Genomic DNA, 24,440 nt, shown 5'->3' with positions numbered 1-24,440 from the left:
CACCGTAGGTTTGCAGACGGCTTTGTCAGTAGTCGTCCATTTCTATGGAGTTGAGTATGTCGAGAGTCGCATTGTTGGCTTGCGCCATTATTTTTGTTGCTACTTCAGCTGAAGCCCGAAAGGGAAATCAACATAGAGCCCGAGCGTGGTGCGGAACGTATCTTAGCAAGTATCTTGGTCAATCTGATCGGCGTCTTGCGCTAGCTCGAGAGTGGGCTCGAACGGGTATGAACGCCGGAGGCCCAGGCATCGGGGTGGTCGTCGTATGGCCGCATCACGTTGGCATCATTACGGGGCAGGCATCGAACGGCGAATGGATAGTGCACAGTGGGAATGATGGCGGTGCGATAAGGACCCGTCCGAGATCTGTTGCTCGCGCTATTGCCTTTCGTCGCGTCTGATGCCGGTCAGTAGCTCGGCACCTTGTGGGTGCGGCAATCGAATGGACCGTCTCTGCCTGTCCCTTTGATGTTCGCGTTGAAGTACTGGCCCATCGAGCTCGCTGCCAGTAGCGCGTTGAAGGTCGGCTCGGGCATTTCGCAATAGTGATAGTAGGTGCTCTTGAGCCGAATAATCATGTACTGATTTGGCTTATCGTAGCACACCCGCTCGACGAAACTGCTGCGGGGAGTGTCGGTGCAGCGGAACGGCGTGAGATCGACGGCACCTCGATACTTCACGTCCACAGTTTCCGCCCGGACGCCGATCGACCAGATTGACAACGCAAGGGCGAGGAAGAGTTTGATCACGATTCACCTGCACTCCCGTTTACGAGCGGCATCGATCGGCGCGAAGGCCAGCCCAAGCGCTACGGCTGCGATGCAGAGTCTCACGAATGCCTCCGTTCTTATGCGCCCGCGGGACCTTGCGCGACTTCCACCACGTGGCGATCTGATCCGACCGTTATGATGATGGTATATGACTTCTGGCCGCCGGCCTGATCCGTCGGAGGGGCCAGATGGAGCTGCCCGCCATACCATTCGCCAGGCAGCAAGGTGTTATCCTTTATGACCGCTTGCTCGAGCTGCGCCATGTTGCGCTGCCCCTGCTCAATCGTCGAAGCGACCATGGCTTCATTTTGAGCGGCGGCGTTGCCCTGTGCGATCGCGGCAGCCGTTGGGCTGTAGAATGTGCCTGTCCGCCCGCTGGGCGTCGTATAGGAGCCGTGGCCAGCGCGCGAGGCGCTATAGGCGTTCGCGGCACCGGCCATGCCAGTGAGGATCGCCGCGGCGACTTGGCGGTTCTTTTCTTCCTGCTGCAGCATTTCGAAGGTGACGACCTGCATCTGGAAATCAGATGCGCCGACATGCTGATTTGCTTCGACTTGCGCGACTCGGAATTCGATTGGGGCGCGGCCGAGATTGTTGATCCCGACCACGAAGACGGGCCGGCCATTTGCCTGGAGCTGGCGTGCTGCCGGCCGAACCAAAACGACGGAACTCTTCTGACGTGAGACGAGAGCAGATTGCCCGTCGCGCATCATCGTTTGCTGGTTAGGATTAGAGCTTTTGAACTGAACCGTCTCGTTGTTGGTGACGCAACCCGAGAGCGCGGCGCCAAGCGCCACGATATAGAAAACGCGCATATTATGGATCTCCCCAGACCGGCGCTGATCCAAGCCCAACCAGAGGGCGAGATCAAGGGGGCATGCTCGGACCGTCATTTGAGCTGCCTCTTCGGAAATGCCGGCAATGGCGTCCGTGGCGCACGGTCGACGGTGTCCTGGAAATTGAAGTGCCCGCGCGGCGGCGTTGGGATGCAGCATTCATAGCAAAGATGCCGAAGTGGTGTCTCCGTCATACCGACTTCCGTTGCCGCCGGGTCCATAGGTTTGGACCAGATGAGGTCGTAGAGTTGCTCGCGTGAAATTTTCGCCGCAGCGCGGACCCGCGCGTCCGGATCGAAGTAGCGGCTATCTTTAAACTCCTGCCGCGCGGACCGCTCGTAAACGCGCATGACCGCGTCAATCTCGCGCCGGGCTTCACGGGATCGCCAAAGCCGTGGCTCTAGTTCAAGGCGCCGGCGCGCCCAAGCGGCTTGGCCTGGTCCATCATAAGGGTAGTACGGCATCGGGCCCACGTCAGAGGTATATCGCCGCGCCTGGCGTCGCTTCCCAAAATTATCGCCAATGATGGCGCGAAGTCGCTGGCGCTGCGTCCTGAGTTTGTAGGTCTGATTTTTGCTAAAGCGCGGCTCGCCGTCCGCCCCCCAGGCCACTGCGGAGATGATTCCGAGTTCTGTCAGCGCCTTGAAATGCTCGTGGTGCACGTCGAGATTACGGAGCGCCTCGGTGGATGAAAGGAGGCTGTCACTCCACATCGCATGACACCACATCGCCCGGCGCAAAAACTCCGGCAAACGGCACACCGCCTGCCGGTAAGACGCGGGCTCCGTTTTCCGCCCTTGTCGACCAATAGCCCTCCGCTGGCTGGCGCACGCGGTACAGGGTGAAAATTTCCTGGAGACGTCGGACTGAGATGCCGAAGAACGTCGCGATGGCTCTTTCCGGGCGCCGGTGAAGCTCTGCAGACATCGCGTCGCGACCGACACCAATGAGGTCGAAGAGGGCCGCGTCGAGCAGCTTCTCGATGAGAGGGTCGTTATTCGCGGCGTCCTTCTGAGCGGCGACGACATCCTTTGGCAATGAGAGAGGACCCAAGCCGCGGACCTTTGCAACCCGGTGGCTTCGCTCGTTGGTCTTAACTAGCGGCTGCCGCGGAATCGTAGGCTTAAAGCGCGCCAGCTTCGGATTCGGCGGAAGCAAAGTGGCGCGTGGAAATCCTTCGCTCTCCCTGACCGCCTCGACCGCGCGACGATCGTAGCGGTGCTCGCCACGGGCATTGACCCGCGTCGGCGACAGCAAGCCGCGTTTGGTCCAGAGAGCGAGGAGATATGGCGAAATACCGTAGTCCGAGAAAATTTGATCTGGAGACATTCTTCGGTCATCGCGCATGGTCCGCTCCTTCGCTTTGATCGGGGAAACGGATCAAAGCGCAGGATGTCGGTCAAGAGGGCCATTTTGTCGGGTATTGTGAATGATATCGCTAACCGATGACACTCTCAAAAACGATGGAAATGAGCCTTCGCATCGCAGTTGTCTGGTTTGTGTAGTTACAACCCTCTCCACTCGCATCTCAAAATCGCGCAGGAAGTGATTCGCGCGATCTCCAGCGCTTGGGCAGGTCGCGGATGTCGCATACCCGCGCTCACTGAGCGGACAACTCACATCGACGGCGATGCGTGGACCGTTGCTGATATGTTTCTTCTCTGTTCCGAGGACTTAAACACTAGAAACGCTTATTCAGCGCCGGCTGTGTCGATTTAGGGGGGACTATAGCCGCGGCAGAACTCCGCCGGCGCGCATCGCATGAACCATCTCGTTTTTGCCGAACAAATTGAAGTGGCCCGCCTCGCCACTGAGCATGGCGATGGCTTGGTCCTTCATTATCTCGTCAGCTCTTTCGGTGCCTACCTGCTGCGCGAGTACGCGGTATTGCGCGTTCAGCCTGGCGATCTCTCGATCACCTGACCATCGCACGATCGCTTGTTGCGTCTGTACCATCCAATAGCCGGCGAATACGCCAGAAGCCGCCACGATCGCCGAGAAGATCGATGGCGTGAGCCATGTGGCCGGGCGGCCTGGTTCGCCGATCGCCATGGATGCCCAGGCGGCCGGCTCGGGCCAGTACCAACAGGCGATAGCAGCGACGATGCCAAACAGGCCGACTGCCGTCGCAAAGCCGATCGTAAAGACGGTGTAGAATTGACCTCGATGCATATTCTGATCCCCCAGCTTCGACGGCTAGCAGATTGCCGCGCAACTAGCAGCGCAGCAAGCGCATCTCGGGGTAGATGTCGCATTTGTCGCGTTTTAACTTAAGAGCGGCGATCGTTTAACAGTGAAGGGCGTTGGTTGTGACTTAGTTTGGCGTGGCGCTGGCCTTATTCAGTGTTCCGAGATCCTGTGCTTCACTTTTCCCGCTTTAGCTCGTTGGGGGCACAATCAGACGTCTGTTCGGCAGTTGATCCGGCATCCGATGTTTTCTGATACAGGAATTCGCATTCGGCGCCGCCCTGGCGCTCCCATACTGGATTTCTGGTCCGCGCGAGCAGTCCCAAGCTCTCGGCCCTCAGGATGGCTGTAGCGACGGTGCCGCGCTTCAGGCCTGACAAGTGCTGTATATCTGTCCGCCCGTACCAGGCACCTGTTTCCATTGACCCCAGCAGCACCTCAACAGAGTTGATACGCAGCCGTTGCCGGACGGGCGGACGAGGGGGCTTATCCTTCGCCCTTGCTTTGCGCTTAATCGCCAGATTGCGTTTCTTGATCGCCGTGAATCGTTTGATGGTGGCTGGCGTGTGCCGGTAGCCGCGGCGCTCTGCTGCGAGAAGCTCCCAGTCGATCGGCGGCATCTCGGCTATCATGCGCCAGAAGGCTTTGTTTTTCACTCGGTGGCCCCTTCAATCGAGGTAGGAAGGCCGCTCAGGCGGTTTTGGTACCCGCGGCCCCAGATCGCGCTTGCGACGTGGCAGAAGCCTCTCTGGCGTCTTCCGAAGCGCCGGCTTAGCTTTCTTCTTCTGCTGATCACCAACCGGGCTGCCGGGCGCCCTGTGCCACGAGCAGCGGCGTCTGACTGAGCGTTTTTTGATTGCTGTCTTGGTGGCGGCGGCGCGGAAGACACGGCTGCACCCCGGGTGCGCACAGACGGCCTCGATGGCGTGCAGTTCGATATATCGGTCCTCGCGCCAATAACCTTCGACGCCTGTCACTCTGTACTCTTGCTCGCCGACTTTGAACCAACGCGGCGGGTTGCTCGGTTTGCTCATTGGCGCGGCCCGCTGCTGTGAACTGTAGGCCTGCTGTCCGCCCAGGCACACGCATTCGCGCCGCCTTGCGGGACCTCGGGCGGGCGCTTTGCGGAAAGCGCAACGCCCCCCGTAGGGGTAGGTTTTTCCGCAATAGCCATCTCATTGGGAAAATTGGGCTTTCGACCGATCGCGGAAAGTGTAGTTCGGAAAATTTTTCCGCAATGTCGGGTCCAACGGCTTAAGCTGTTGATCTTCATGATAAACTCGTTGCTGGAGGAAATATTGCGGAAGTCATTTCGATTTTTCCGCAACGTTCAGGGTGAGGAAGGCAGAACGACCATTTTTGCCCTTCACGCTGCGCGTAGCCCGATCGATTATGTCGCCGCTCGAGTACTCGAGAGGATCGGCGAAAATCTTATCGAGGCGCTTCCGGAGCGTGTCCTCCGACATCAGGTCGATGGTGTTGTTTCCAAGTAAGGTTTGGACGATCTCGAGTAGGGGCATTGTATGCCCGTCCGAGACGCGCAGCATGGCCCGCACCGACTCCTTGATCGTCGCGTCGTCGTCCGCTTTTGCCTGGGCCGGCGTCTTCACGCGGCCGAGGGTCACCGGCCGTAAGACGCCGACCTCCTCCCCGCCAAACCCACCGATCATGACGCCCTCGCGTTTGAAGAATGTTGGCGCGTCAGAGATCAGCGACATATTGGCTTTGCCGTCGTCAAATCGGACGTAGTGCCTGTGCTCCGCGTCGGAGAGGCCGTATTTTTTGGCCGTGACGGAATCCAACGTGTAAAGAGTCGCAACCATGCGGGCGACGCCGTTGAGCGAGCCGGCGCCGCGGCCGGCATCCATATCGCCGGCGTAGGATTCCCGGTTCGCAGCGTTCGGCGGTTTGCGGGTGTGATGCGCCAGGACAACGGCGCATTCTCCGCGCACGGCGATGGCGCGGAACATGCGCGCGACGGTCGCAATCTCCACGTTGTCGTTCTCGTTGGCTGGGTGAAGCTCGACAAAAGGATCGAAAATCGCCAGGCCGATTTCATTGTCCTTGATCAGGCCCTCGATATAGGCGGCGTCGGGTGACGCCTTGATCCTGTCATTGTCCCGCTTCGCGATCATGAACGGCTGATCGACGCCGGAGCCCAGGATCAAGCCACGCTTGCCGTCGATGTCCAGATCCTTCCAGTTCACGTCGAACGCGGTCATCACGGCAAGCAGCCGGCGATTTAGCTCGTCGTGCTCATCCTCTTGGTTCCAAAGGAGCACGCGGGTGCGCTCGTGGATCTTGAAGCCCGTGATGTCGGAGCGGCCGGTGACAACGGCCACTGCCAGCATCAGAAGGAATGTTGTTTTGCCAACGCCCGGCGGCGATATGAGCGCTGAAAGATAGTGCCGGGCGGCGAAGCGACCGATAATGAAGCGGCGCTTCGGAATTGTTGATGCTTCAAACGACTCGACCCACCTCAGTGGAAGGGAAAAGCATTCTTCGAATTCTTCGGTGGCCGCGGCGGCGTTGCTGTGCACCCAGGCACGCGCAATCTGGCGCTCGTCGATGTTCTCTGAGCTGTGCTCCCAGATGCCTAGAAGTTGCCCGTACTCTGTTGGAGTGAAATTTCCAGTTCGGCGAAGGAGCACTGCCAGTGCAAAGCCGAAGGCGGACCCGCTCGTGTCAGAGCCCCCAAGCGCGGACTTATCGCCGTGCCACAGTCGATTCAGCTTTTCGTCAGATGCGATTTGGCGATCCAACTTCGCCCGCAGTTTTTCCGGGACGTCACCGGTAGCTGTGGCGTCGTCGACGGCCGTCATATCGATCGACAGATCGAGGTCTTGTTTCCCGACGCTAACGGTGGAACGCGATGGGGGCACCGGTGGCGCCCATTTTGCCAGTTCTTCTAGGGTCGTTGTACTGTCGTCGATGTATCCGAGTAGTTTAGCGGGAACGATACTCGTTCGCCCCTGTTTGCGCTTCGCGGCGCCGGGAAAATTGTACGTGCCCGGCGCTCGCAAGAGCCGCGTAATGTCGGCGGTCGACTCCGGTGCACCCAAACGTCGCAGTATGCCGCGCGTGAGATTTTCGGCCTCATCGGTGGAACTGTCCGCCGGCACCTTTTCCTTTAGATACCAGCCGAGTTGAATTCCCGCACCCGAGCTAACGGCAAATGAGTAGAAAGCTTCATCTTCCTTTTCGACCTTCTCCCGGATCGCGTCCAATTTCGCGTGCTCTGCCGCCAGCACATCGGGAGTCAGCATAATGCCCTTCGGCGGGTCTAGATCGGCCCCGATCATCCTGATGTTCAGGATGTCCTCTTTCTTGGCGCGAGCGTCACCAAGGTCGTGCCGGACCTCGTTCGCTGAATAGTAGATGTTGTGGGTTTCGCCATATTTGCGAAGGAACGCTCTGGCTCGATCTCCTTCGTCTAAAGTAAAGGAGACAAATGCTTTGCTCCTTGCATCTGCGTCGATAGCAGCCAGTTGATGCATCCCCGTATCATCAAGCCGGCGCAAGTGTTCAAGGACAACATCGGTATCGACTGGCTTGGTCACGGAATTGGTGCTACTATCACTCATCGGAACATAAACTTTCAGCCTCGTTGGGCCTGCAGCCTTTCGGGGCTGTTTTTTTTTTGATGCGAATAAGCATGCAGGTTCTACGAAAGAGCTGCAGCTGCGCGTCCTCCAACATTTTTCCGTCTGGGAGCCTGCACGCGGCTGACGAAGCAACGTGCTCGAATGAGAGACGTCGAGAAGCGGCGCGCGAAAGAGCGCGCGATCAAGCCGCTTGGTTTTCCGATGTGGAATGCTGGCGCCGGCCTCGCATCCAGGCGTCCAAGTCGATGATATCGTAGACAACGCGGTTCGGGACGGGCTTGATAAACGCGGGCCCGCCTCCGGTCACGCGCAGGCGTTCAAGCGTCGCTGTCGAGAGGCGAACGTGCTTGGCGGCTTCTTTGGTATCGAGGAATTGCGGCATGATAATCCCTTGGATCAGGGGCCGATTAATGTACAAGCCGGCTATCCAAGGAATGAGAGAAACTCGGCGCTGCCCGTCGCGCCATCAAACTTAGCTTTGTACCAGCTAATGATAGCGCAGGTTCGCTAGAAGGCAAGATGGACCATCATCGGCCTTATGCCCTTGCAAATGCGATGACTGAATCGCACAAAGCCTGCGTGGTTAGCTGGCTACAGCCACATTTTCGGAAGTAACATGCTTACCGATGGGATCACAAAAAGTTTCAACCTCGTCGACGTCAGGCTTACTACCAATAATCTTGCGCAGCTCGGCGGCCAGGATATTTGCGACGGTCCGCTTCTCTGCGAGCATGTCGTATTTGTCGTAAACCGCAGTGACGTCTCCATCGACGTGATCGAGCATTGCCTTCACGTCGGTGCGGAGAGCTCCGCCACGCCGAGCAATGGTGGCGGCAGTCCGCCGCAAATCATGCGGCGTGAAGTGCTCCATTCCTAAGAATGTTCGAACGCCGGTCCGCCCCTCCGATGGTTTGTCATTGAGGGCTTGAGAAAGTGCCGATCGTTGGATCGGTTGCGGCTCCTCGCCATATTTGGAAGGAAAGACCGGTATTTGATTCTCGCTGTTCGTCAGGCCGATCACCTCTAGCGCGAGCGGAGATAGCGACACGACTACTTCCCGCCGGCCTTTCACCCGGTGCGGCGGCATATGATATTCCGGCGCGGCAGTTCGGAGACCATGGAGCTCTGCTCGAAGGGCTCCGGCTGCCTGGTACGGGCGGACCATTGTGGTCAGAACCAGCTTTAGAGCCAGACCGACTTGCCGATCGCACGGCACATCTGGGTTTTCGAGCCCCCACCAAAGCGTTCGGATTTCTTCGTCTGAGAGGACGCGCTTCCGGGACGTCTCCTTGCCGCCGCGGCGCTCCAGGCCCCTTATCGGATTGGCCGAAACGTACTTGCGCCCTGGCTGTCGAGCCCATTCGAACATTTTGTGGAGCACCGACTGGGTGCGATTGGCGCTTACAGGGGCCTCATCAGCGATTTCATCGAGTACGTCGGCGATATCGTCGTCGGTTACGGTGTTCGCCGGCGAACGGCCCAACGCGGCGCGTGGCCGCTTCAGGTAGCCCTCGTCGTTCTTCCAAGATGACTTATTGGGCTTCGCGTACTCGTCCAAATAGAGCTCGCAGAGCCTGTCGAATGACACATCTTCGGTCTTTGGACGCTTGGCGCGCTTTTCTGATGCTGGATCTGCACCGTTGGCGATCGAACCGAGGAGGGCCTTGGCTTGGACGCGCGCGGCGTCCGGGGCGATCTTGCCAACGGCGCCGATCGTGTACCGCCGGAACGGTGCGGTTCGCCCGGTCCCGGCGCGATAGACAATCAGGAAAGTTTTGGCGCCAGTTGGGCGCACACGGACGCCGAAGCCGGTAAGCTTGGCGTCCCAGACGGTATATTCGGCGCCCCTGGTTTCGAGCCCGTCCACTAGGGTCTTGGTTATGGTCTGAGCTGTCATTTGCGCCTCGGGAAGCACCGGGGAAGCACGGCAATGACAAGCGTAGATGGCTGGGGCAAAACCAAGCCTAATGCGCGGCGACATTTTCCTGTCCAACGAAGCGCATGAGGGCGCTTGAGGGGCGGGGAGGGCTTAGCTGATATGTCTGGGAGACTAGGGGTCGGAGGTTCGAATCCTCTCGCTCCGACCATTTTTCCAAATCATTTCAAGATATTAGTAGTCTCGCACCCGAGCGGTGCCGCCTGGATAGGGTGGCCTCGATCAAGCGCGCGCGACGCCGGCCTTACGATTTCGGTTCGACGAAATCACCGTGAATCACATCGTCTTTCCGTCCGGCGAACCAGAGAAGCCCGACATAAGCCGCTGCACAGACAAGGAAGCCGAGGACAATAATCTCTAACATAATATCTACTCTACGCTGAAAACATTAGACTTCTCCCGGCTCCGGGTTCCGTCAATTGCCCCGGCCGCACTCCTTAATGAATCCTTGCCGTCGTGACCCTTTGGCCACAGATGCCGGTGTCGCGTTTGGAATAGCGGCAGGGAGCGGCGCCGGATGTGTCGTTTTTGCGCCAATGGAACCCTTCGCCATCGAACCGATTATCCTGAAAACAGGAGGCTCGCATGGCAAGTCACTGGCATACCGCAGATGGTCCGTCGGAGGTCCGGCATGACGATGATATCGGCTACTACGGTGGCTGGACCATCAGCGGGTTAGCGGTGGTTGCGACCATCACGGCTGTTTGGCTGTTTGGTATCTAGCCCACTGCGTAACTGAAGCCCTTGCGGCAACGCAGCAGCGATGCGCGCGAATGCTGGATGATGGTGACGAAAAAGGCCCGGAGCATATGCTCCGGGCCTTCGTCAATTCAATCAGCCGCGTTTAGTAGTAGCTGTAGCTGCGATAGTAGCGGGGACCGCCATAGTAGCCGTCGCCGTAACCGTAGCGCGGACCATAGGCATAACGCGGGCCGTAATGGCGCGGGCCATAACCATATCCGTAACCGGGGCCGTAAGCGCCATAGGCACCTGCCGCCAATGCGCCGGCTGCAATGCCGAGTCCGATCGCCGCGCCGCGGCCGCCACGGGCCTCTGCCGGTTTCGATGCGATCGACGCCGCGCCGACGGCAGCGACGGTGGCAAGAATAAGTGCTGTCTTCTTCATGCTGCTTCTCCTTCGTATCGAGAAGTCAACGTGTCGGTGTTTTGAAGGTTCAGTTCCAATTCATGGCATATCGACCACAAATTTTGCCGCGATGGGGGAACGAATAATATCGCGTGATCAGCGAGCAGCGCTCCGCTTTACGCGTTGCAACCGAAAGCGAGATGCGCGTGCAGCGTCGATCATCTCGCAGCTCATGGTGGGGTCCAGAAAAGATAATGGCCCGGAGCGAACTCCGAGCCATCAAACGCAGACGTACATCCGGTCTGCGCTTCCTTGACTCCACAGTGAGTCGAGAAGGTTAATAAATGTCTAACGGTGATGCGTGACGACATGATGACCGATCGCGGTCATCCCGTCGGGCCTTCGACTTCCTTGTGATCCTTGTCAGGCAAGACGCCGCTGCCGGGCGTCTTGTTCTCGTCGGTCAGTTCCGGCTTGTCGTGCGGGCCGGCTGGCGGAATTTTCTGATCGGGCTTCGGCTGTTTGTCGAAGGCGCGGTTCTTTGCTTGCTGTGTCATGCGAGGAGAACGGCTCAGTTCCTCGCGTGTTCCCTTTGATGATGGATGTCCATCGCAAATCACAAGAGAATCTGGCACGGCTCGAACATGCGCGGGTCCTTTGTCGATGTGCTTCATTTCGTGCGGAACCTTCCGGGCGGTAATGGCTTGTCCCGCGATACTTTTAAAGGAAGGAATAAATTGTCATGATCAAGAAACTGGCTTTGCTGGCGGCTGCGGCCGTTCTCTATGTCGCAGCACCTGCAGGCCCCGCGTCTGCGCAGGGCATCAATGTGCAGATCGGCGGCGGTGGTTATCACCATCAGGATCGTGGCTATCATCGCGGCCATGGCTATCGCCAGAGCCGCGCCTATGTGCGCCGCGACTACGGGCACCGCCATCACGGCTGGGATCGCCGCGGTTCGCGCACCAAGACTGTGATCGTTCGCTAACAGCAATCGGTCGTCTTAACGAAGCAGCCTCGCGCAAGCGGGGCTGTTTTCGTTTATGAGCTTGTCAGACGCTGCCTGGCTGCGCGGAGGCCACACGCAATTGCGCCGTGGCCATATATTGCTGCGTGGCGACGAACATGCCCCACATAATTCCGAGCATCATCCAGAAATGGCGCCAGTGGTCGGTGTCGATGATGAAGGCTTCACCGACTGTCCCGAGATAGGCTGCGAACACGGCGAGATAAGCGCGCTGCCATGGCACGCGGACGAAGATGTAACGGAAGCCGAGCAAGGCGGTGATGAACACCAGCGCGGGATAGCACACGCCAGAAATCCAGCCTCCGGACATGAAGGCGTTGAGATAGGAGTTGTGGGTGTCTTCCGGAAAGAAGCGCGTGAATTGCAGCGGGCCGATGCCGAATGGCAGATCGAGTGCCATCTGCGCGCCAAGCACATGCCGGCCGAAACGACCGAAGCGGCCTTCGTCATATTTCTGATCGAACGAGGCGCGCTGCTTGAACATGTCGGCGATGAAGTCGAACTGCAGCAGGATCACGATCACCAGCGCCACGACGGCGACGGCGGCCAGCGCCATGATGATGATGCGCGAGCGCTGTTTGTTGGACTGGCTGGTCAGCACCATCAGCAGCAGCATGAAGGCCGAGGTGATCGCCAGCAGGCCCCAGGCGGCGCGGGAGAAGGCCAGCAGGACCGCGAGCGCGATGATGCCGAGCGCGATGGCGCTGCGGAGCGAGCGACCGAAACCGTCGCTGACGACGCTCTGCAGGCAGAACAGCGCCGGCAGCACCAGGAAGGCGCCGAGCACGTTCGGATCCTTGAACGTGCCGGCGGCGCGGCCGTAAAGCGTGAACATCTCCGCGCCGGGGATCAGGTGCAGATAGCCCAGGATGCCGGCCAGCGACGCCACCAGTGCGCCGACGATCAGGCCGCGGCGCAGCAGATCGATGCGCGCCAGCGTGTCCTCGGACATCACCAGCGCGACGAAGATCGCCATGATGGCCATGTACCAGGAAGTCAGGATCCAATTCACGATCGGTGCCTTGTCGAGCAGATAGGCGGCGCAGATCGTGTAGCCGAGATTGACCAGGAACAGCAGGATCAGCAGCGGCATGAACACCAGCCGCATGCGCAGGCCCGACGCGAAGAATACGACCATCGCCGTGAGGGTGGCGATCTCGAAGGGGCTGGGCTCGATAAACACGATGGCGCCGCCAAAACCCATCGCCCACAGCAGCGCGCGCTGCAGCGTCACCACGGCGGGAGGCGCCGCAGGCGAGGCGATGTAGTGATCGGCAGTCGCGTGAGTGCTCATGGCGGCATCACTCTATGCAGGCAGGGTTGACGAGTGGTGTAAGGCAGAGGCTGAGGCCTGCCTCAATACGCGTTCTCGTTCTTCGTCAGCATTGAAACCGGCGTTTTCAGCATGATGTAGACGTCGAACAGCACTGACCAGTTCTCGATGTAGTAGAGATCGAACTCGACGCGCTTCTGCAGTTTCTCCTCGCTGTCGACTTCGCCGCGCCAGCCATTGACCTGCGCCCAGCCGGTGATGCCGGGCTTGACGCGGTGGCGAGCGAAATAACCGTCGACGGCCTCGTCCAGCAGCTGGCTCTGCACCCTCTGCTGAACAGCGTGGGGGCGGGGGCCGACCAGCGACAGGTTGTTCTTGAACACCACGTTGAACAGCTGCGGCAATTCGTCGATCGAGGATTTGCGAATGAACCGGCCAACGCGGGTGACGCGCTTGTCGCCCTTGGTGACCACGGTCTTGGCCAGCGGGTCGGCCTGGTCGTGATACAGCGAGCGGAACTTGAAGACGTCGATGCGCTCGTTGTTGAAGCCGAAGCGCTTCTGCCGGAACAGCACCGGGCCGGGGCTGTCGAGCTTGATGGCGATGGCCACAATCGCCATGAAGGGCAGTGCGGCGATCAGGATCAGGCCGCCGACGATATGGTCGAACAGCCATTTCATCACCAGATCCCAGTCGGTGATCGGCGCCTCGAACACGTCGAGGGTCGGCACCTTGCCCAAATAGGAATAGGAGCGCGGGCGGAAGCGCAGCTTGTTGGTATGCGCCGAGAGGCGGATATCCACCGGCAGCACCCACAGTTTCTTTAGCATTTCCAGAATGCGCGTCTCGGCCGAGATCGGCAGCGCGAACAGCACGAGATCGACGCGGGTACGCCGTGCGAATTCGATGATGTCATCGACCTTGCCGAGCTTCGGCGCGCCCGAGATCGTGTCCATCGAGCGCTTGTCGTTGCGGTCGTCGAACACGCCGAGGATCTGGATGTCGGAATCCTCTTGCGCATTGAGGTCTCTGATCAGCGTCTCGCCATTGGAATCGGCGCCGACGATGATGGTGCGGCGATCGAGCCGCCCCTGATGCGCCCAGCGTTTGATCAGCGCACGCACGACCGCGCGTTCCGCAATCAGGGCGACGAGACCGACGAAGAAGAACGAGGACAGCCAGACACGCGACACCGCGCCGCCGACCTTGGCGAAGAACGAGACGCCGATGAACAGCAGGAACACGAAGGCCCATGCCGACATCATGCGCGTGAGCTGCTTGATGTGGCCGCGGAAGACCTGCACCTGATAGATGTCGGCAGACTGGAAACACACCACGGCAGCAGCCGCCATCGCGACGATCGCGGCGAAGTATTCCCATCTGAAGCCAGCTTCTGGCGCAACATAGAGCAGGTTGAGCGCGATGCCGATGATGCTGAGCATCAGGAAATCCACGACGCGCACGACGCCCGTGATGACGACCGGCGAGTAGGCGGCGCGCACCTTCTGATCGGCGACGGCGAGCGCGGCGGGCGTCAGTCGGCGGCGACGTTCGAACCGGCGTTCGCCGGGCGCGTCCGTCGCGGCCGCGTCGATCATTGAGCGTGCGTTGATCGGGTCCAAGGTGAAATGTCCGTTGTTGCGCTGGCATGCGATGTCGCACGTCAAGCCTACCGCTTTTCGTGAGAATTACCGGACAAATCGGAAGATTTGGTTACAGGTTAAGGAGAGTTAACGTTTCGCAAATGCGCTGCGATAGCCTTCGATGACGCCCTCGACCATCGCGTCCTGCGAGAAATGTTCCGCGATGCGCTCACGGAGCAATTGTGCACGTGCGCGCGCAGCGGCGATGTCATCGAGAGCAGTTTTGATCGCGGTGGCCATGGCGTCGACATTGTTCGATTGGAACAGAGCGGAGGTGTGCGATCCGAAGATTTCCGGAATGCCGCCCACATTGGCGGCGATCATCGGAATGCCCGCAGCGGCGGCCTCGATCACGACATAGGGCATCGAGTCGCCGCGCGATGGAACCACCAGCAGGCGTCCTTTCGAAAAGCCGTAACGCGGTTTGACATGGCCGATGAAGCGGACGGCGTCGGTGAGACCGAGGCGCGTTATCTGAGCCTTCAATGCGTTGGTCTCTTCGCCGTCGCCGCCCAGCGTCAAGGTGACGGGCTGGCCGTCGGCGCGCAAACGCGCCACCGCATCGACCAGCAGATCCGCGCCCTTGATACGGCGGAACTCGCCGACATAGCAGATATCGGTGGCGTCATCGGCGGGCTCGACGGGGTCGAATTCGCCAGATGTTACGCCGTTGAACACGCATTTCACGAGGCCTGACGGTGTGCCGATCATGCGCTGATAGGTGTCGCGGGCGAAGGCGCTCTCGAACAGGAACAGTTCGGTGCGGTTCATCAGCGCGCGTTCGAGGCGGCTGTAGAAGGCGCCCTTCGCCGTATTTTGCGGATAATGCAGCGAACCGCCATGCGGCGTGTAGATGCGGATGACGCTGTTCGACTTTGCCTTCAGGCGCACGAAGGCGCCGGCCTTGGCGCCGTGGCCATGCAGCACGTCGGGCTTCAGCCGGCTGACGAGGCGCATGAACTGCATCCAGACCAGAACGTCGCCCGGATGTGGCTCGCGGTGGATCGGCAGGCGATAGGTGCCCAGTTTCAGGCGCGGTGCGATCTCGGCCAGTGCATCGCGGGCGCGGTCACCGCCGGTCAGACTGTCGGCGACGATGCCGACTTCATGGCCGCGATCGGCCTGGCCGTTGGCGACATCGATGATGTGGCGAAAGATGCCGCCGACCGGCGCGCGGACAGCGTGCAGGATGCGAAGCGGCTTGTCCGAAGGTGCGCTCATGATCAGAATCGGCATTCGCTGACGAGGAGGGCGTCGCCGGGAGCTGGAACGCACATCGGAAAATCCCTGAAGCAATTGAATCCAATAAGAGCCTTCGTCGTTAAAAAACCGTGTGGATTCAGGCTTCCGCTGCAACGTCCCGGTATCAGCCTGCCAATTAACCGCGCGGCAACCTTAATCGTCTTTAATTGATTCCGTTGAGTAGACGCAGTGGCGTTTGGGTGGGGTAAGCGATGCGTTTGGCATTCTGGCGTGCAGGCAAGGGCGATGCGTCGGTCGAACGGGCCATCAAGGCGCCAACCATGCCAAACCCGGTTTCTCGCAAAAATGCGGAGAAGAAAGCAGAGCGTGTGATCGCTGCGCCGGCGCCCGATCTCGGCGACCTCGATCTGCGCGCGCTGTGGCAGGCGCTCGTCCGCCGCAGGACGTGGATTCTCGTCCCGACGCTGCTGGCGCTTGTCGGCTCCCTCGTCATCGTCAACATGATCACGCCGCGCTTCAAGTCGGAAGCACGCATTTTGATCGACGGGCGTGAAAACGTTTTCCTGCGGCCAAGCGGCGAGCGCAACGAAGAGCGCACCTCTCTCGACGCGGAAGCCGTGACCAGCCAGGTGCAATTGTTGCTGTCGCGCGATCTCGCCCGGGAGATCATCAAGAAGAACAAGCTCGCGGAGCGCCCGGAGTTCGATCCGGTGTTGCAGGGCGCGCAGCCATGGCGGTCGCTGCTCGGCCTGATGGGCATTGGCCGCGATCCGTTCTCGATGACGCCTGAAGAGCGCGTGCTCGATGCCTATTACGAGCGGTTGACGGCCTATGCGGTTGACAAGTCGCGCGTCATGGTCGTCGAATTCCAGTCGCGCGATCCCGAACTCGCCGCGCGCGTCGCCAATTCCATCGCCGACGGTTATCTGGTGATGCAGCAGAATGCGCGGCAGAATCAGGCAAGGTCGGCCGGGCAATGGCTGTCCGGTGAGATCGATGACCTGCGCAAGAAGGTCGTCGAGGCGGAAGCGCGCGCGGAGGAGTTCCGCTCCAAGTCGAGCCTGTTCATCGGCACCAACAATACGTCGCTCTCGAACCAGCAGCTCGGCGAGATCAACAGCCAGCTCAACAATGCGCGCTCGCTGAAGTCCGACGCCGAATCGAAGGCGCGGCTCATCAAGGACATGCTGCAGACCGGCAAGCCGATCGAATTCTCGGAAGTGCTGAATTCCGACCTGATCCGCCGCCTCTCCGAGCAGCGCGTGACGCTGCGTGCGCAGCTCGCCGAACAGTCCTCGACGCTGCTGGACGCGCATCCGCGCATCAAGGAGCTGCGGGCCCAGCTCGGCGATCTCGACAAGCAATTGCGCGACGAAGCCGCGAAACTGTCGCGCATCTTCGAGAACGATGCGCGCATTGCCAGCGGCCGCGTCGATGGCCTCACCAACAATCTCGAACAGCTGAAGCGTCAGGCAACGTCCAGCAACGGCCAGGATGTGCAGTTACGGGCGCTGGAGCGTGAGGCGAGGGCGCAGCGCGATCTGCTCGAATCCTATCTGGCGAAATACCGCGAAGCGTCCACCCGTGAGAATATCGAAGCGGCACCGACCGATGGTCGCATCATCTCCCGCGCCATCGTGTCCAATACGCCGGCCTATCCGAAGAAGCTCCCGATCGTGCTGATCGCGACGCTGGCGACGCTGATGCTCACGGCGGGCGGCATCGTCACCAGCGAGCTGCTGCGCATGACCGCGCCGCGCGGCGCTGCGCCGATGGTGCCGGTCGCGCAGGCCCGCGTCACCGAGCCGGCGTTCAAGCCGTTCGTGGATCAGGTGCCTGCTGCCGTGCGCGAGCCGGAAACTGTCGTTGCGCCGGGCATCGTACCTGAGCCGGCTCCCGTCGCTGTGGCGCAGCCCGTGGTGCGCGACACCCATCCTGAACTGGCTGCCGGTGTCAGCGAAATCGAACAGCTTGCCCAGGAGTTTCGCGCTGCCGGGAAATCGGCGCGCAAGATCACGATCCTCGGCACCGGCCACAACGACAATATCACACTGACCGCGCTGACACTGTCGCGCATCCTGTCGCGCGACGCGAAAGTGGTGCTGGTCGATCTGGCCTCGTCGTCGCCGACGCTGGAAGCCGTGTCGAACGATCCGCGCGCGCCCGGACTGGCGGAGCTGATGCTGGGCGAGGCCTCGTTCGGCCAGGTCATCACCAAGGACCGGATGTCGGGCCTGCATATGGTGGCGGCCGGCCGCGCCGGCGCCGATCGCTCGCTGTTGCAGTCGCCGCGCCTGACCATGGCGCTCGATGCGCTGTTGCGCGTCTATGATCACGTGCTGCTGGATGCCGGCACGGCCGCCGATCTGCCGGCGGGACTTCTGACCGATCAGGCCCGTGCCGTGGTGGTGCCGGAAGTGACCATGAGCATGGATGCGCGCCAGCTGATGGCCGAACAGCTCAAGGCCGTGGGCTTCGCCGATGTGAAAATGTTGCGCTCAGCGCCGCCGGCCAACGACCCGGTCGGACCGGGCGGCCGCGTGTTTGCGGCGTAGTCGACGAACCCTCATCATGGTCGGGCTTGACCCGGCCATCCACGCCTTCGCCTCAACGCAACGACTAAGACGTGCATGCTCGGGAGAAGCCCGGGCATGACGGAGTTTTCATTGCGAACTGCGTTCTTGAAGGTCAGCGCTGAAATGCGTGGCGCAGCATTTGCGCCATCTGCAGCAGGGCTGGTGTCTGCTTCACGATCCGCTTGGCATGGGCGAAGGACGACAGGCCCATGGCGCCGAGCTTGCCGCGCGTGGTGAGCGGCACGAAACTGTCGAAGATCGGCTCATCATCCTTGCAGAACATCCGCTTGTAGTCGTCGCCGCCGATGCCGAGATCCAGCGAGGTCACGCCGCGCTCGGCATAGGCGTCGATGATGGTGCGCATCAGGATCAGGCCGGGGCTGTATTTCGCATTCTCCGACATGGTGTAGGTGTTGAACATCATCGAGAAGCGGCTGTCGTCGGCGACACCGGCGAACATCGCGATCACTTCCTCGTCGCATGCGAGCGCGTGGATATCGATGGTGTAGCCATCCGAGCGCGGCGTCGTGCAGGCCTGGCGGATGAAGGCTTCGACGCCGGGCTCGGCGAAGACGTTGGGCAGGTTCTGTTCGGCCATGCGCAGCGGCTTGATGGCGAAGAAGGCGTCGAGCACGCGTGTGACCTCGGCCTCCGTCTTCGCGTGCATGTAGCGATAGCCGGCAAGATTTCGATACTTGCCTTCCTTGGTCTTGAGGCGCTTGCGGAACGAATTGCTGATCCGATCGGTCGCCGCTTCGCCGGGCACCATCTTCAGCACCGGGCAGTCATTGGTCGAGGCCTGGCTCGGCAGCAGCGCGAGGGGATTGGCGATGCCGATCCAGCTTTTGGGCTGACGGACCAGCGCGAGGACGTCGACGGTTTCGCTGTGCTGCTGGATGCCGTGCAGCAGCGCGTCGATATCGGCCTTTGTCGCCTGCGCCGCGAAGTCGCGGCGGAACAGCGGCATGTTGAAGGTGACGTGCTTGCCGCCGAGATAGCCGGCGACGCGCATGCCGTTTTCGCGGCTGACGGCGAGCGGCAACAACATCAGCGGCTGATGTGCGGCGTCATAGGCGATGATGATGAAGGGCTTCAAGCCTTCCTGGACGCCGATATGGGTCTGCCAGGCCGACTGGAAGTCGAAGCGCTGATAGGGCGTGGAAAGCTGTTCGGACGTCTCAAGGCTGCGCCAGACGGCTTCGGCGGCGCTGAAATCGCTGATCACATCGACGCGCGCGATGCGGCTCGCAGTTGCCATCGCCACAGGTGTTTCCATCACAGCAGCCATGGTCATCGCGAGCCTGTTTCAGATTTTGTTTAGATTTTTAGGTTTGGGGCGACCTTTGCAAAGAAATGTCAACAAACAGTAATGACAATAGCCGACTGGCGAGAGGCATGACGCCGCTTGGGGGAATCTGCGGTGTCATACAAGACCGGTTGGCTGTTGGCGCTCGGCTTCGAGCTGACTTATCTCAGCGGCATGCACCGTCTGCTGGAACGCAGCCGGGGTGGTGCCGGTATCATCCTCAAATTCGAACGCGTGCGACCGCCCCGGCAGGATGCATTCCAGCCGCTGAAAGCCCACGAGATCACACCGTGGTTTCTCGATCGCACGATCCGCGCGCTGAAGCGCTGGCCCGTCGATATCGTCGGCATGGACGAGGTGTGTCGCCGCGCCAGCGCGCCGCGTGCGGGACGGCGCTTCGTTGCGCTGACCTTCGATGGCGGCACCCGCGACTTCGTCGATTTCGCCTATCCGCTACTGGCGGCGCATGAGGTGCCGTTCACGCTCTATCTGCCGAGCGCCTTTGCCGACGGGCTCGGTGCCATGTGGTGGCTGGCGCTGGAGCAGGCGATTGCAACGCATGACCGCATCAGCCTGATCATCGATCACCGGCAGCGGCATTTCGAAACCGCCACGACCGCCGACAAATATCGCGCCTATTACTATCTCGATAGCTGGCTGCGGACGTTGCCGCCGCACGAACTGGCCGTTGCGGCGGACGATCTCTGCAAACGCTATTCGGTCGATAGTGCGACCCTGTCACATCATGCTGCGACGCATTGGGACGATGTGGCCACGTTTGCGGGGAATCCGCGGGCGACCATCGGCAGCAGCACGGTCAACTATCCGGCGCTCGCCAATCTCGGCGACAGCACGGCGTTGCGCGAGATCGCCATGGGGCGGGCCGTGGCACAGGCTGCGCTGCCCTATGAGCCACGGCATTTTGCCTATCCGTTCGGCGATAAAGCCTCGTTCGACAAGCGTCACGTCGCGATGGTGACGCAGGCCGGCTTTGCCAGTGCCGTGACATCGCTCCCCGGTGTCATCGAGGCCAATGGTGGATCGGATCTACATGCGCTGCCGCGGCTGGCCTGGGACGGCCGCCGACAATCGTTGCGTGCCTTGCGGGTGATGGTATCCGGCGTGATGCTTGGTGCGGGCGCGCAGCGCTAGCCGACCTCGGGATCCACAGGATCGGCCTTGCCCATCCAGCTGATGATCGGCATCGCCGGGAGCACCCAGCCGAGGCCGGCGATGACATAGAAGGCTCCCTGCAGCCAGCCGTTATTGGCCAGCCAGGGGGTCTGCGCGATGGTCATGCCGAGCAGCGACCACACCACCACGAGGATCAGCAGAAAGATGGTTCCGAAGAATTTGCGGGTGCGGATGGTCATGACAGAAATGTGCGGTCCAAAGTCGGCCTGAGATCGGGGTAGGCAAAGTGCCCAACTTTGCAGGCCTTCGCGCGCGGACTATAAGGGGCTCGAAATTTCATTCAAAGTGCTGATTTTTGGCGCTGATTTTCAAGCCTGTTCCGAGACCCCGCGATGACCGCTTTGTCCCAAACCCGCCACAAGGAATTACGCCCGGTGCGCTGGTGGCTGATTGCCGTCGCCGCAATGATCGTGGCGATGGTGCTGGTCGGCGGCGCGACACGGCTGACCGAATCCGGTCTGTCGATCGTGGAGTGGAAGCCGGTGACGGGCGCGATCCCACCGCTGGATGAATCGCACTGGATCGCGGCCTTCGAGGCCTACAAGCAGATACCGCAATATCGCGAGCTCAATTCCGGCATGACGCTCCACGAGTTCAAGACCATCTTCTGGTGGGAATGGAGCCATCGTCTGCTCGGCCGCGTCATCGGCATGGTGTTCCTGTTGCCGTTCCTCTGGTTCCTGTGGCGCGGTATCCTGACCTCGGAACTGAAGAAGCGACTGTGGGTGATCTTCGGGCTCGGTGGCCTGCAGGGCGCGGTGGGCTGGTGGATGGTGGCCTCGGGCCTGACCAAGCGCGTGGAAGTCTCGCAATATCGTCTCGCGGCGCATCTGATGCTGGCACTGATCATCTTCGCCGCCATCGTCTGGACGCTGCGACGGCTCGGCGACCGTGCGCCGGTGCTGGCGGCAAGTCGCTTGCGCGTGACGAGCTGGGTATTGTTGGGGCTGACCTTCCTGCAGATCTATTTCGGTGCGCTGGTTGCGGGTCTGCGCGCCGGTCGCGTCTTCAACACCTGGCCGGAGATCGACGGCGCGCTGATCCCGTCTGCGTCGCGGCTGTTCTTCGAGGACCCGTGGTGGCGCAACATGTTCGACAACACGCTGACGGTTCAGTTCCAGCATCGCATGACCGCCTATGTGTTGTTCGCACTCGCGATCTGGCATGTGATCGATGCGATCCGCGCGCGGGCAGGGAACGCCGTCGTCAATGGCGCGCTGTGGCTGGCAGCATCGATCGCGGTGCAGGCAGCACTCGGCATTCTCACGCTGCTGCATCAGGTGCCGATCGATCTGGCGCTGACGCATCAGGCGGTGGCGATCGTGGTTCTGACGCTGGCGATCCTGCAGGTGGAGCGGATGAAGCCGCGCGGGGCGGCATTGACGGAGCGTCAGCTCGACCTCGCGGTCGGCAAGGCCGCCTAGCTGTTGCGCGTTACCGACTAGAACGATTGTAACGGAGTTGACGCAGTCGTGTGGCTGTGCGGCTTTCGCTCACGCGCAGTGCGCAATAGATACGACGCACCACCACACGGGATTGGGTCATGTCCTCCGCATTCATTCAGGCTGCCGTCATTCTGCTGCGCGAGGGCCTTGAGGCCATGCTCGTGATCGCGGCGCTGGCCGGCTATCTCAGGAAATCCGGCGGCGGCCATCGCGTGACCGCGCTCTATCTGGGCGCGTTGGCGGCGATCTTCGCCAGCCTGATCGCGGCCTGGGCCTTTGCGGTGTTCAATTCCGGCGATCACAGCGATGTCTTTGAAGCCATCGTCATCCTGTTTGCGGCAGGCCTGATGCTCTATGTCAGCGGCTGGCTGATGGTGAAGCAGGATCCGCGCGGCTGGCAGGATTATCTGGCGGCGAAAGCGGATCAGGCGCTCGCGCAGGATACCGGTCTCGCCGTCGCGATGCTGGCATTTCTCGCGGTGTTTCGTGAGGGTGCCGAGACGGTGCTGTTCATCAACACGCTCGCGACCACCGAAGGCGGCTGGAGCGTCGGGCTGTTCGGTGGTCTGGCGGCGGCGACCGCCGGTCTGGTCGTGCTGTTCTACTTCATCAACATGATTGCCCAGCGCATCCCGCTGCGGCCGCTGTTCATCATCACCTCGGCCTTCCTGTTCGTGATGGGCATCAAGTTCATCGGCGAAGCCATCCAGGAATTCCAGGAACAGGCGATGATCCCGGTTACCGACGCGCCGGGCTCGACGTTCCTCACGGCAATCGGATTCAATCCGACGCTGGAAGCACTGTCGATCCAGTTGCTGGTGGTGCTGTTTGCGCTGGCGACCTATTCGGTGTTCCAGCGCAATGCGCGTTTGATCCGCGAAGCGAAAGCGATGCGCGCCAAAGCGTGAGCGCGCATCGCAGTACGGCTTACGCGTTCAGCGCCTGCTCGAGATCCGCGATCAGATCTTCCTTGTCCTCGATGCCGACAGACAGCCTGACAACGTCGGGCCCGGCGCCGGAGCGCGTCTTGGCTTCGTCGTCGAGCTGGCTGTGCGTGGTCGAGGCCGGGTGGATCACCAGCGAGCGGGTGTCGCCGACATTGGCAAGATGCGAGAACAGTTTCAGGTTCGACACCAGGCTGACGCCGGCGTCGTAGCCGCCCTTCAGACTGAAGGTGAACACGGCGCCCGCGCCCTTCGGCGCATATTTGCGCGCGAGGGTGTGATAGCGGTTATCCGACAATCCCGAATAATTCACCGCCGCCACTTTCGGATGTGCCGACAGCCATTCGGCGACCGCCTTGGCATTGTCACTGTGGCGCTGCATGCGCAGCGGCAGCGTCTCGATGCCGGTCTGGATCAGGAATGCGTTGAACGGCGACAGTGCGGGGCCGAGATCGCGCAGGCCGAGTACGCGGCAGGCGATGGCGAACGCGAAGTTACCGAAGGTCTCCTGCAGCTTGATGCCATGATATTCCGGGCGCGGCTCTGACAGCACCGGATATTTGTTGCCTTTCGACCAGTCGAAGGTGCCCGCATCCACGATGATGCCGCCGAGCGAATTGCCGTGGCCGCCGAGAAACTTGGTCAGCGAATGCACGACGATGTCGGCGCCGTGGTCGATCGGCTTGATCAAATAGGGGGTCGCCAGTGTGTTGTCGACGATCAACGGAACGCCGGCCTTGCGGGCGACGGCAGCAACCGCCTCGATGTCGGTGATCGAGCCGGCAGGATTGGCTATGGACTCGATGAAGATCGCTTTGGTCTTGTCAGTCACCGCGCGCTCGAACGAGGGGACGTCATCGGGATCGGCCCACACCACGTTCCAGCCAAAGCTCTTGAAGGCGTGGCTGAACTGGTTGATCGAACCGCCATAGAGCTTGCGCGAGGCGATGAATTCGTCGCCGGGCTGCAGCAGCTGCTGAAACACCACGAGCTGCGCGGCATGGCCGGACGCGACGGCGAGGGCGGCCGTGCCGCCTTCCAGTGCTGCGACGCGTTCCTCGAGGACAGCCGTGGTCGGATTGGTGATGCGCGTATAGATGTTGCCGAAGGATTGCAGGCCGAACAACGAGGCGGCGTGATCCGCGTCGTTGAAGACGAACGAAGTGGTCTGATAGATCGGCGTCGCGCGCGCGCCGGTGGTCGGGTCGGGCTGCGCGCCGGCATGGACGGCGAGGGTGCCGAAGCCTGGAATACGATCGTTCATCATCACTCCCTGTCGAATAGCGGTTTGTTGGCGCCAACCTGATCGGGCGCAGCGCTGCCGTCAAGGCGAGGCGGCATTTTGCCCTGACTTCGCAACAGTCGTGCTGCGCTGTGTCATTTCAAAGGAAATAAAATCGCGAAACGC

At 60.9% G+C, this 24,440-nt stretch carries 23 protein-coding genes; 6 read left to right on the top strand and 17 right to left on the bottom strand.

Annotated elements, in window-relative coordinates; translation table 11 throughout:
* Positions 1–407: 407 nt before the first annotated feature.
* The 9 genes from AB7951_RS15450 to AB7951_RS15410 all read right to left on the bottom strand — a co-directional run bounded on the left by AB7951_RS15450 (position 408) and on the right by AB7951_RS15410 (position 9,295).
* A complete protein-coding gene (locus AB7951_RS15450) occupies positions 408–749 on the bottom strand; it encodes a KTSC domain-containing protein (RefSeq protein ID WP_441255884.1) in 342 nt (113 codons plus the stop codon).
* 98 nt (positions 750–847) lie between these two features.
* Positions 848–1,663 (bottom strand): hypothetical protein, encoded by an 816-nt coding sequence (locus AB7951_RS15445; RefSeq protein WP_441255883.1) that lies wholly within the window; start codon positions 1,661–1,663, stop codon positions 848–850.
* A complete protein-coding gene (locus tag AB7951_RS15440) occupies positions 1,660–2,319 on the bottom strand; it encodes a hypothetical protein (RefSeq protein ID WP_441255882.1) in 660 nt (219 codons plus the stop codon). Before AB7951_RS15440 ends, AB7951_RS15445 begins: the two co-directional genes overlap by 4 nt.
* Positions 2,309–2,953 carry a MerR family transcriptional regulator gene (locus AB7951_RS15435; protein WP_441255881.1) on the bottom strand — a complete coding sequence of 215 codons (645 nt, stop codon included), beginning with the start codon at positions 2,951–2,953 and terminating at the stop codon, positions 2,309–2,311. Before AB7951_RS15435 ends, AB7951_RS15440 begins: the two co-directional genes overlap by 11 nt.
* 378 nt (positions 2,954–3,331) lie before the next feature.
* Positions 3,332–3,778: a hypothetical protein gene (locus tag AB7951_RS15430; protein WP_441255880.1), complete on the bottom strand. Its 447-nt coding sequence runs from the start codon at positions 3,776–3,778 to the stop codon at positions 3,332–3,334.
* Positions 3,779–3,969: 191 nt separating this feature from the next.
* Entirely contained in the window at positions 3,970–4,449 is a 480-nt protein-coding gene (locus AB7951_RS15425) for a hypothetical protein (RefSeq protein WP_441255879.1), read from the bottom strand.
* Positions 4,450–5,100: 651 nt separating this feature from the next.
* Complete coding sequence (locus tag AB7951_RS15420; protein ID WP_441255878.1) at positions 5,101–7,353, bottom strand: AAA family ATPase; 2,253 nt, start codon at positions 7,351–7,353, stop codon at positions 5,101–5,103.
* 226 nt (positions 7,354–7,579) lie between these two features.
* Positions 7,580–7,780 carry a helix-turn-helix domain-containing protein gene (locus AB7951_RS15415; protein ID WP_441255877.1) on the bottom strand — a complete coding sequence of 67 codons (201 nt, stop codon included), beginning with the start codon at positions 7,778–7,780 and terminating at the stop codon, positions 7,580–7,582.
* A gap of 201 nt (positions 7,781–7,981) precedes the next feature.
* Complete coding sequence (locus AB7951_RS15410) at positions 7,982–9,295, bottom strand: integrase arm-type DNA-binding domain-containing protein (RefSeq protein WP_441255876.1); 1,314 nt, start codon at positions 9,293–9,295, stop codon at positions 7,982–7,984.
* 624 nt (positions 9,296–9,919) lie between these two features.
* Here AB7951_RS15410 and AB7951_RS15405 point away from each other — a divergent pair.
* Positions 9,920–10,057: a hypothetical protein gene (locus AB7951_RS15405; protein ID WP_158596804.1), complete on the top strand. Its 138-nt coding sequence runs from the start codon at positions 9,920–9,922 to the stop codon at positions 10,055–10,057.
* A 121-nt stretch (positions 10,058–10,178) separates the two neighbouring features.
* On the opposite strand, the gene AB7951_RS15400 is transcribed toward AB7951_RS15405, so the two are convergent.
* Both AB7951_RS15400 and AB7951_RS15395 read right to left on the bottom strand, forming a co-directional pair.
* A complete protein-coding gene (locus tag AB7951_RS15400; protein ID WP_120290078.1) occupies positions 10,179–10,460 on the bottom strand; it encodes a hypothetical protein in 282 nt (93 codons plus the stop codon).
* A 347-nt stretch (positions 10,461–10,807) separates the two neighbouring features.
* A complete protein-coding gene (locus tag AB7951_RS15395) occupies positions 10,808–10,978 on the bottom strand; it encodes a hypothetical protein (protein ID WP_170849687.1) in 171 nt (56 codons plus the stop codon).
* A 185-nt stretch (positions 10,979–11,163) separates the two neighbouring features.
* Here AB7951_RS15395 and AB7951_RS15390 point away from each other — a divergent pair, with 185 nt between their 5' ends.
* A complete protein-coding gene (locus tag AB7951_RS15390; RefSeq protein WP_089264595.1) occupies positions 11,164–11,409 on the top strand; it encodes a hypothetical protein in 246 nt (81 codons plus the stop codon).
* 64 nt (positions 11,410–11,473) lie between these two features.
* On the opposite strand, the gene AB7951_RS15385 is transcribed toward AB7951_RS15390, so the two are convergent.
* From AB7951_RS15385 to AB7951_RS15375, 3 genes are all read right to left on the bottom strand, one after another.
* Positions 11,474–12,742 (bottom strand): O-antigen ligase domain-containing protein, encoded by a 1,269-nt coding sequence (locus tag AB7951_RS15385; RefSeq protein WP_120290076.1) that lies wholly within the window; start codon positions 12,740–12,742, stop codon positions 11,474–11,476.
* Between the two features lie 62 nt (positions 12,743–12,804).
* On the bottom strand, positions 12,805–14,343 hold the full coding sequence (locus AB7951_RS15380) for an undecaprenyl-phosphate glucose phosphotransferase (RefSeq protein ID WP_199712068.1): 1,539 nt from the start codon (positions 14,341–14,343) through the stop codon (positions 12,805–12,807).
* A 108-nt stretch (positions 14,344–14,451) separates the two neighbouring features.
* Positions 14,452–15,585, bottom strand: coding sequence for a glycosyltransferase family 4 protein (locus AB7951_RS15375; protein WP_439061498.1), 1,134 nt, complete (start codon positions 15,583–15,585; stop codon positions 14,452–14,454).
* Positions 15,586–15,818: 233 nt separating this feature from the next.
* Here AB7951_RS15375 and AB7951_RS15370 point away from each other — a divergent pair, with 233 nt between their 5' ends.
* A complete protein-coding gene (locus AB7951_RS15370) occupies positions 15,819–18,122 on the top strand; it encodes a GumC family protein (RefSeq protein ID WP_439061499.1) in 2,304 nt (767 codons plus the stop codon).
* 133 nt (positions 18,123–18,255) lie between these two features.
* Here the strand turns inward: AB7951_RS15370 and AB7951_RS15365 are convergent, their stop codons facing one another.
* The gene (locus AB7951_RS15365) at positions 18,256–19,437 is read right to left on the bottom strand and encodes a GNAT family N-acetyltransferase (protein ID WP_439066425.1); all 1,182 of its coding nucleotides are present in this window, start codon (positions 19,435–19,437) and stop codon (positions 18,256–18,258) included.
* 126 nt (positions 19,438–19,563) lie between these two features.
* Between AB7951_RS15365 and AB7951_RS15360 the strand changes: the two genes are divergently transcribed.
* Positions 19,564–20,601: a polysaccharide deacetylase family protein gene (locus AB7951_RS15360; RefSeq protein ID WP_439061501.1), complete on the top strand. Its 1,038-nt coding sequence runs from the start codon at positions 19,564–19,566 to the stop codon at positions 20,599–20,601.
* Here the strand turns inward: AB7951_RS15360 and AB7951_RS15355 are convergent.
* A complete protein-coding gene (locus tag AB7951_RS15355; protein ID WP_439061502.1) occupies positions 20,598–20,822 on the bottom strand; it encodes a DUF2842 domain-containing protein in 225 nt (74 codons plus the stop codon). The genes AB7951_RS15360 and AB7951_RS15355 overlap by 4 nt on opposite strands.
* A 153-nt stretch (positions 20,823–20,975) precedes the next feature.
* Here AB7951_RS15355 and AB7951_RS15350 point away from each other — a divergent pair, with 153 nt between their 5' ends.
* Positions 20,976–22,067, top strand: coding sequence for a COX15/CtaA family protein (locus AB7951_RS15350; protein WP_439061503.1), 1,092 nt, complete (start codon positions 20,976–20,978; stop codon positions 22,065–22,067).
* A 119-nt stretch (positions 22,068–22,186) separates the two neighbouring features.
* On the top strand, positions 22,187–22,996 hold the full coding sequence (locus tag AB7951_RS15345; protein ID WP_439061504.1) for an FTR1 family iron permease: 810 nt from the start codon (positions 22,187–22,189) through the stop codon (positions 22,994–22,996).
* Between the two features lie 19 nt (positions 22,997–23,015).
* On the opposite strand, the gene AB7951_RS15340 is transcribed toward AB7951_RS15345, so the two are convergent.
* Positions 23,016–24,296, bottom strand: coding sequence for an O-acetylhomoserine aminocarboxypropyltransferase (locus AB7951_RS15340; protein ID WP_068730964.1), 1,281 nt, complete (start codon positions 24,294–24,296; stop codon positions 23,016–23,018).
* Positions 24,297–24,440 lie beyond the last annotated feature (144 nt).

Source organism: Tardiphaga sp. 285_C5_N1_2 (assembly GCF_052076065.1).
GTDB lineage: Bacteria > Pseudomonadota > Alphaproteobacteria > Rhizobiales > Xanthobacteraceae > Tardiphaga > Tardiphaga robiniae.
This window is presented reverse-complemented; position numbering and strand designations above follow the sequence as displayed.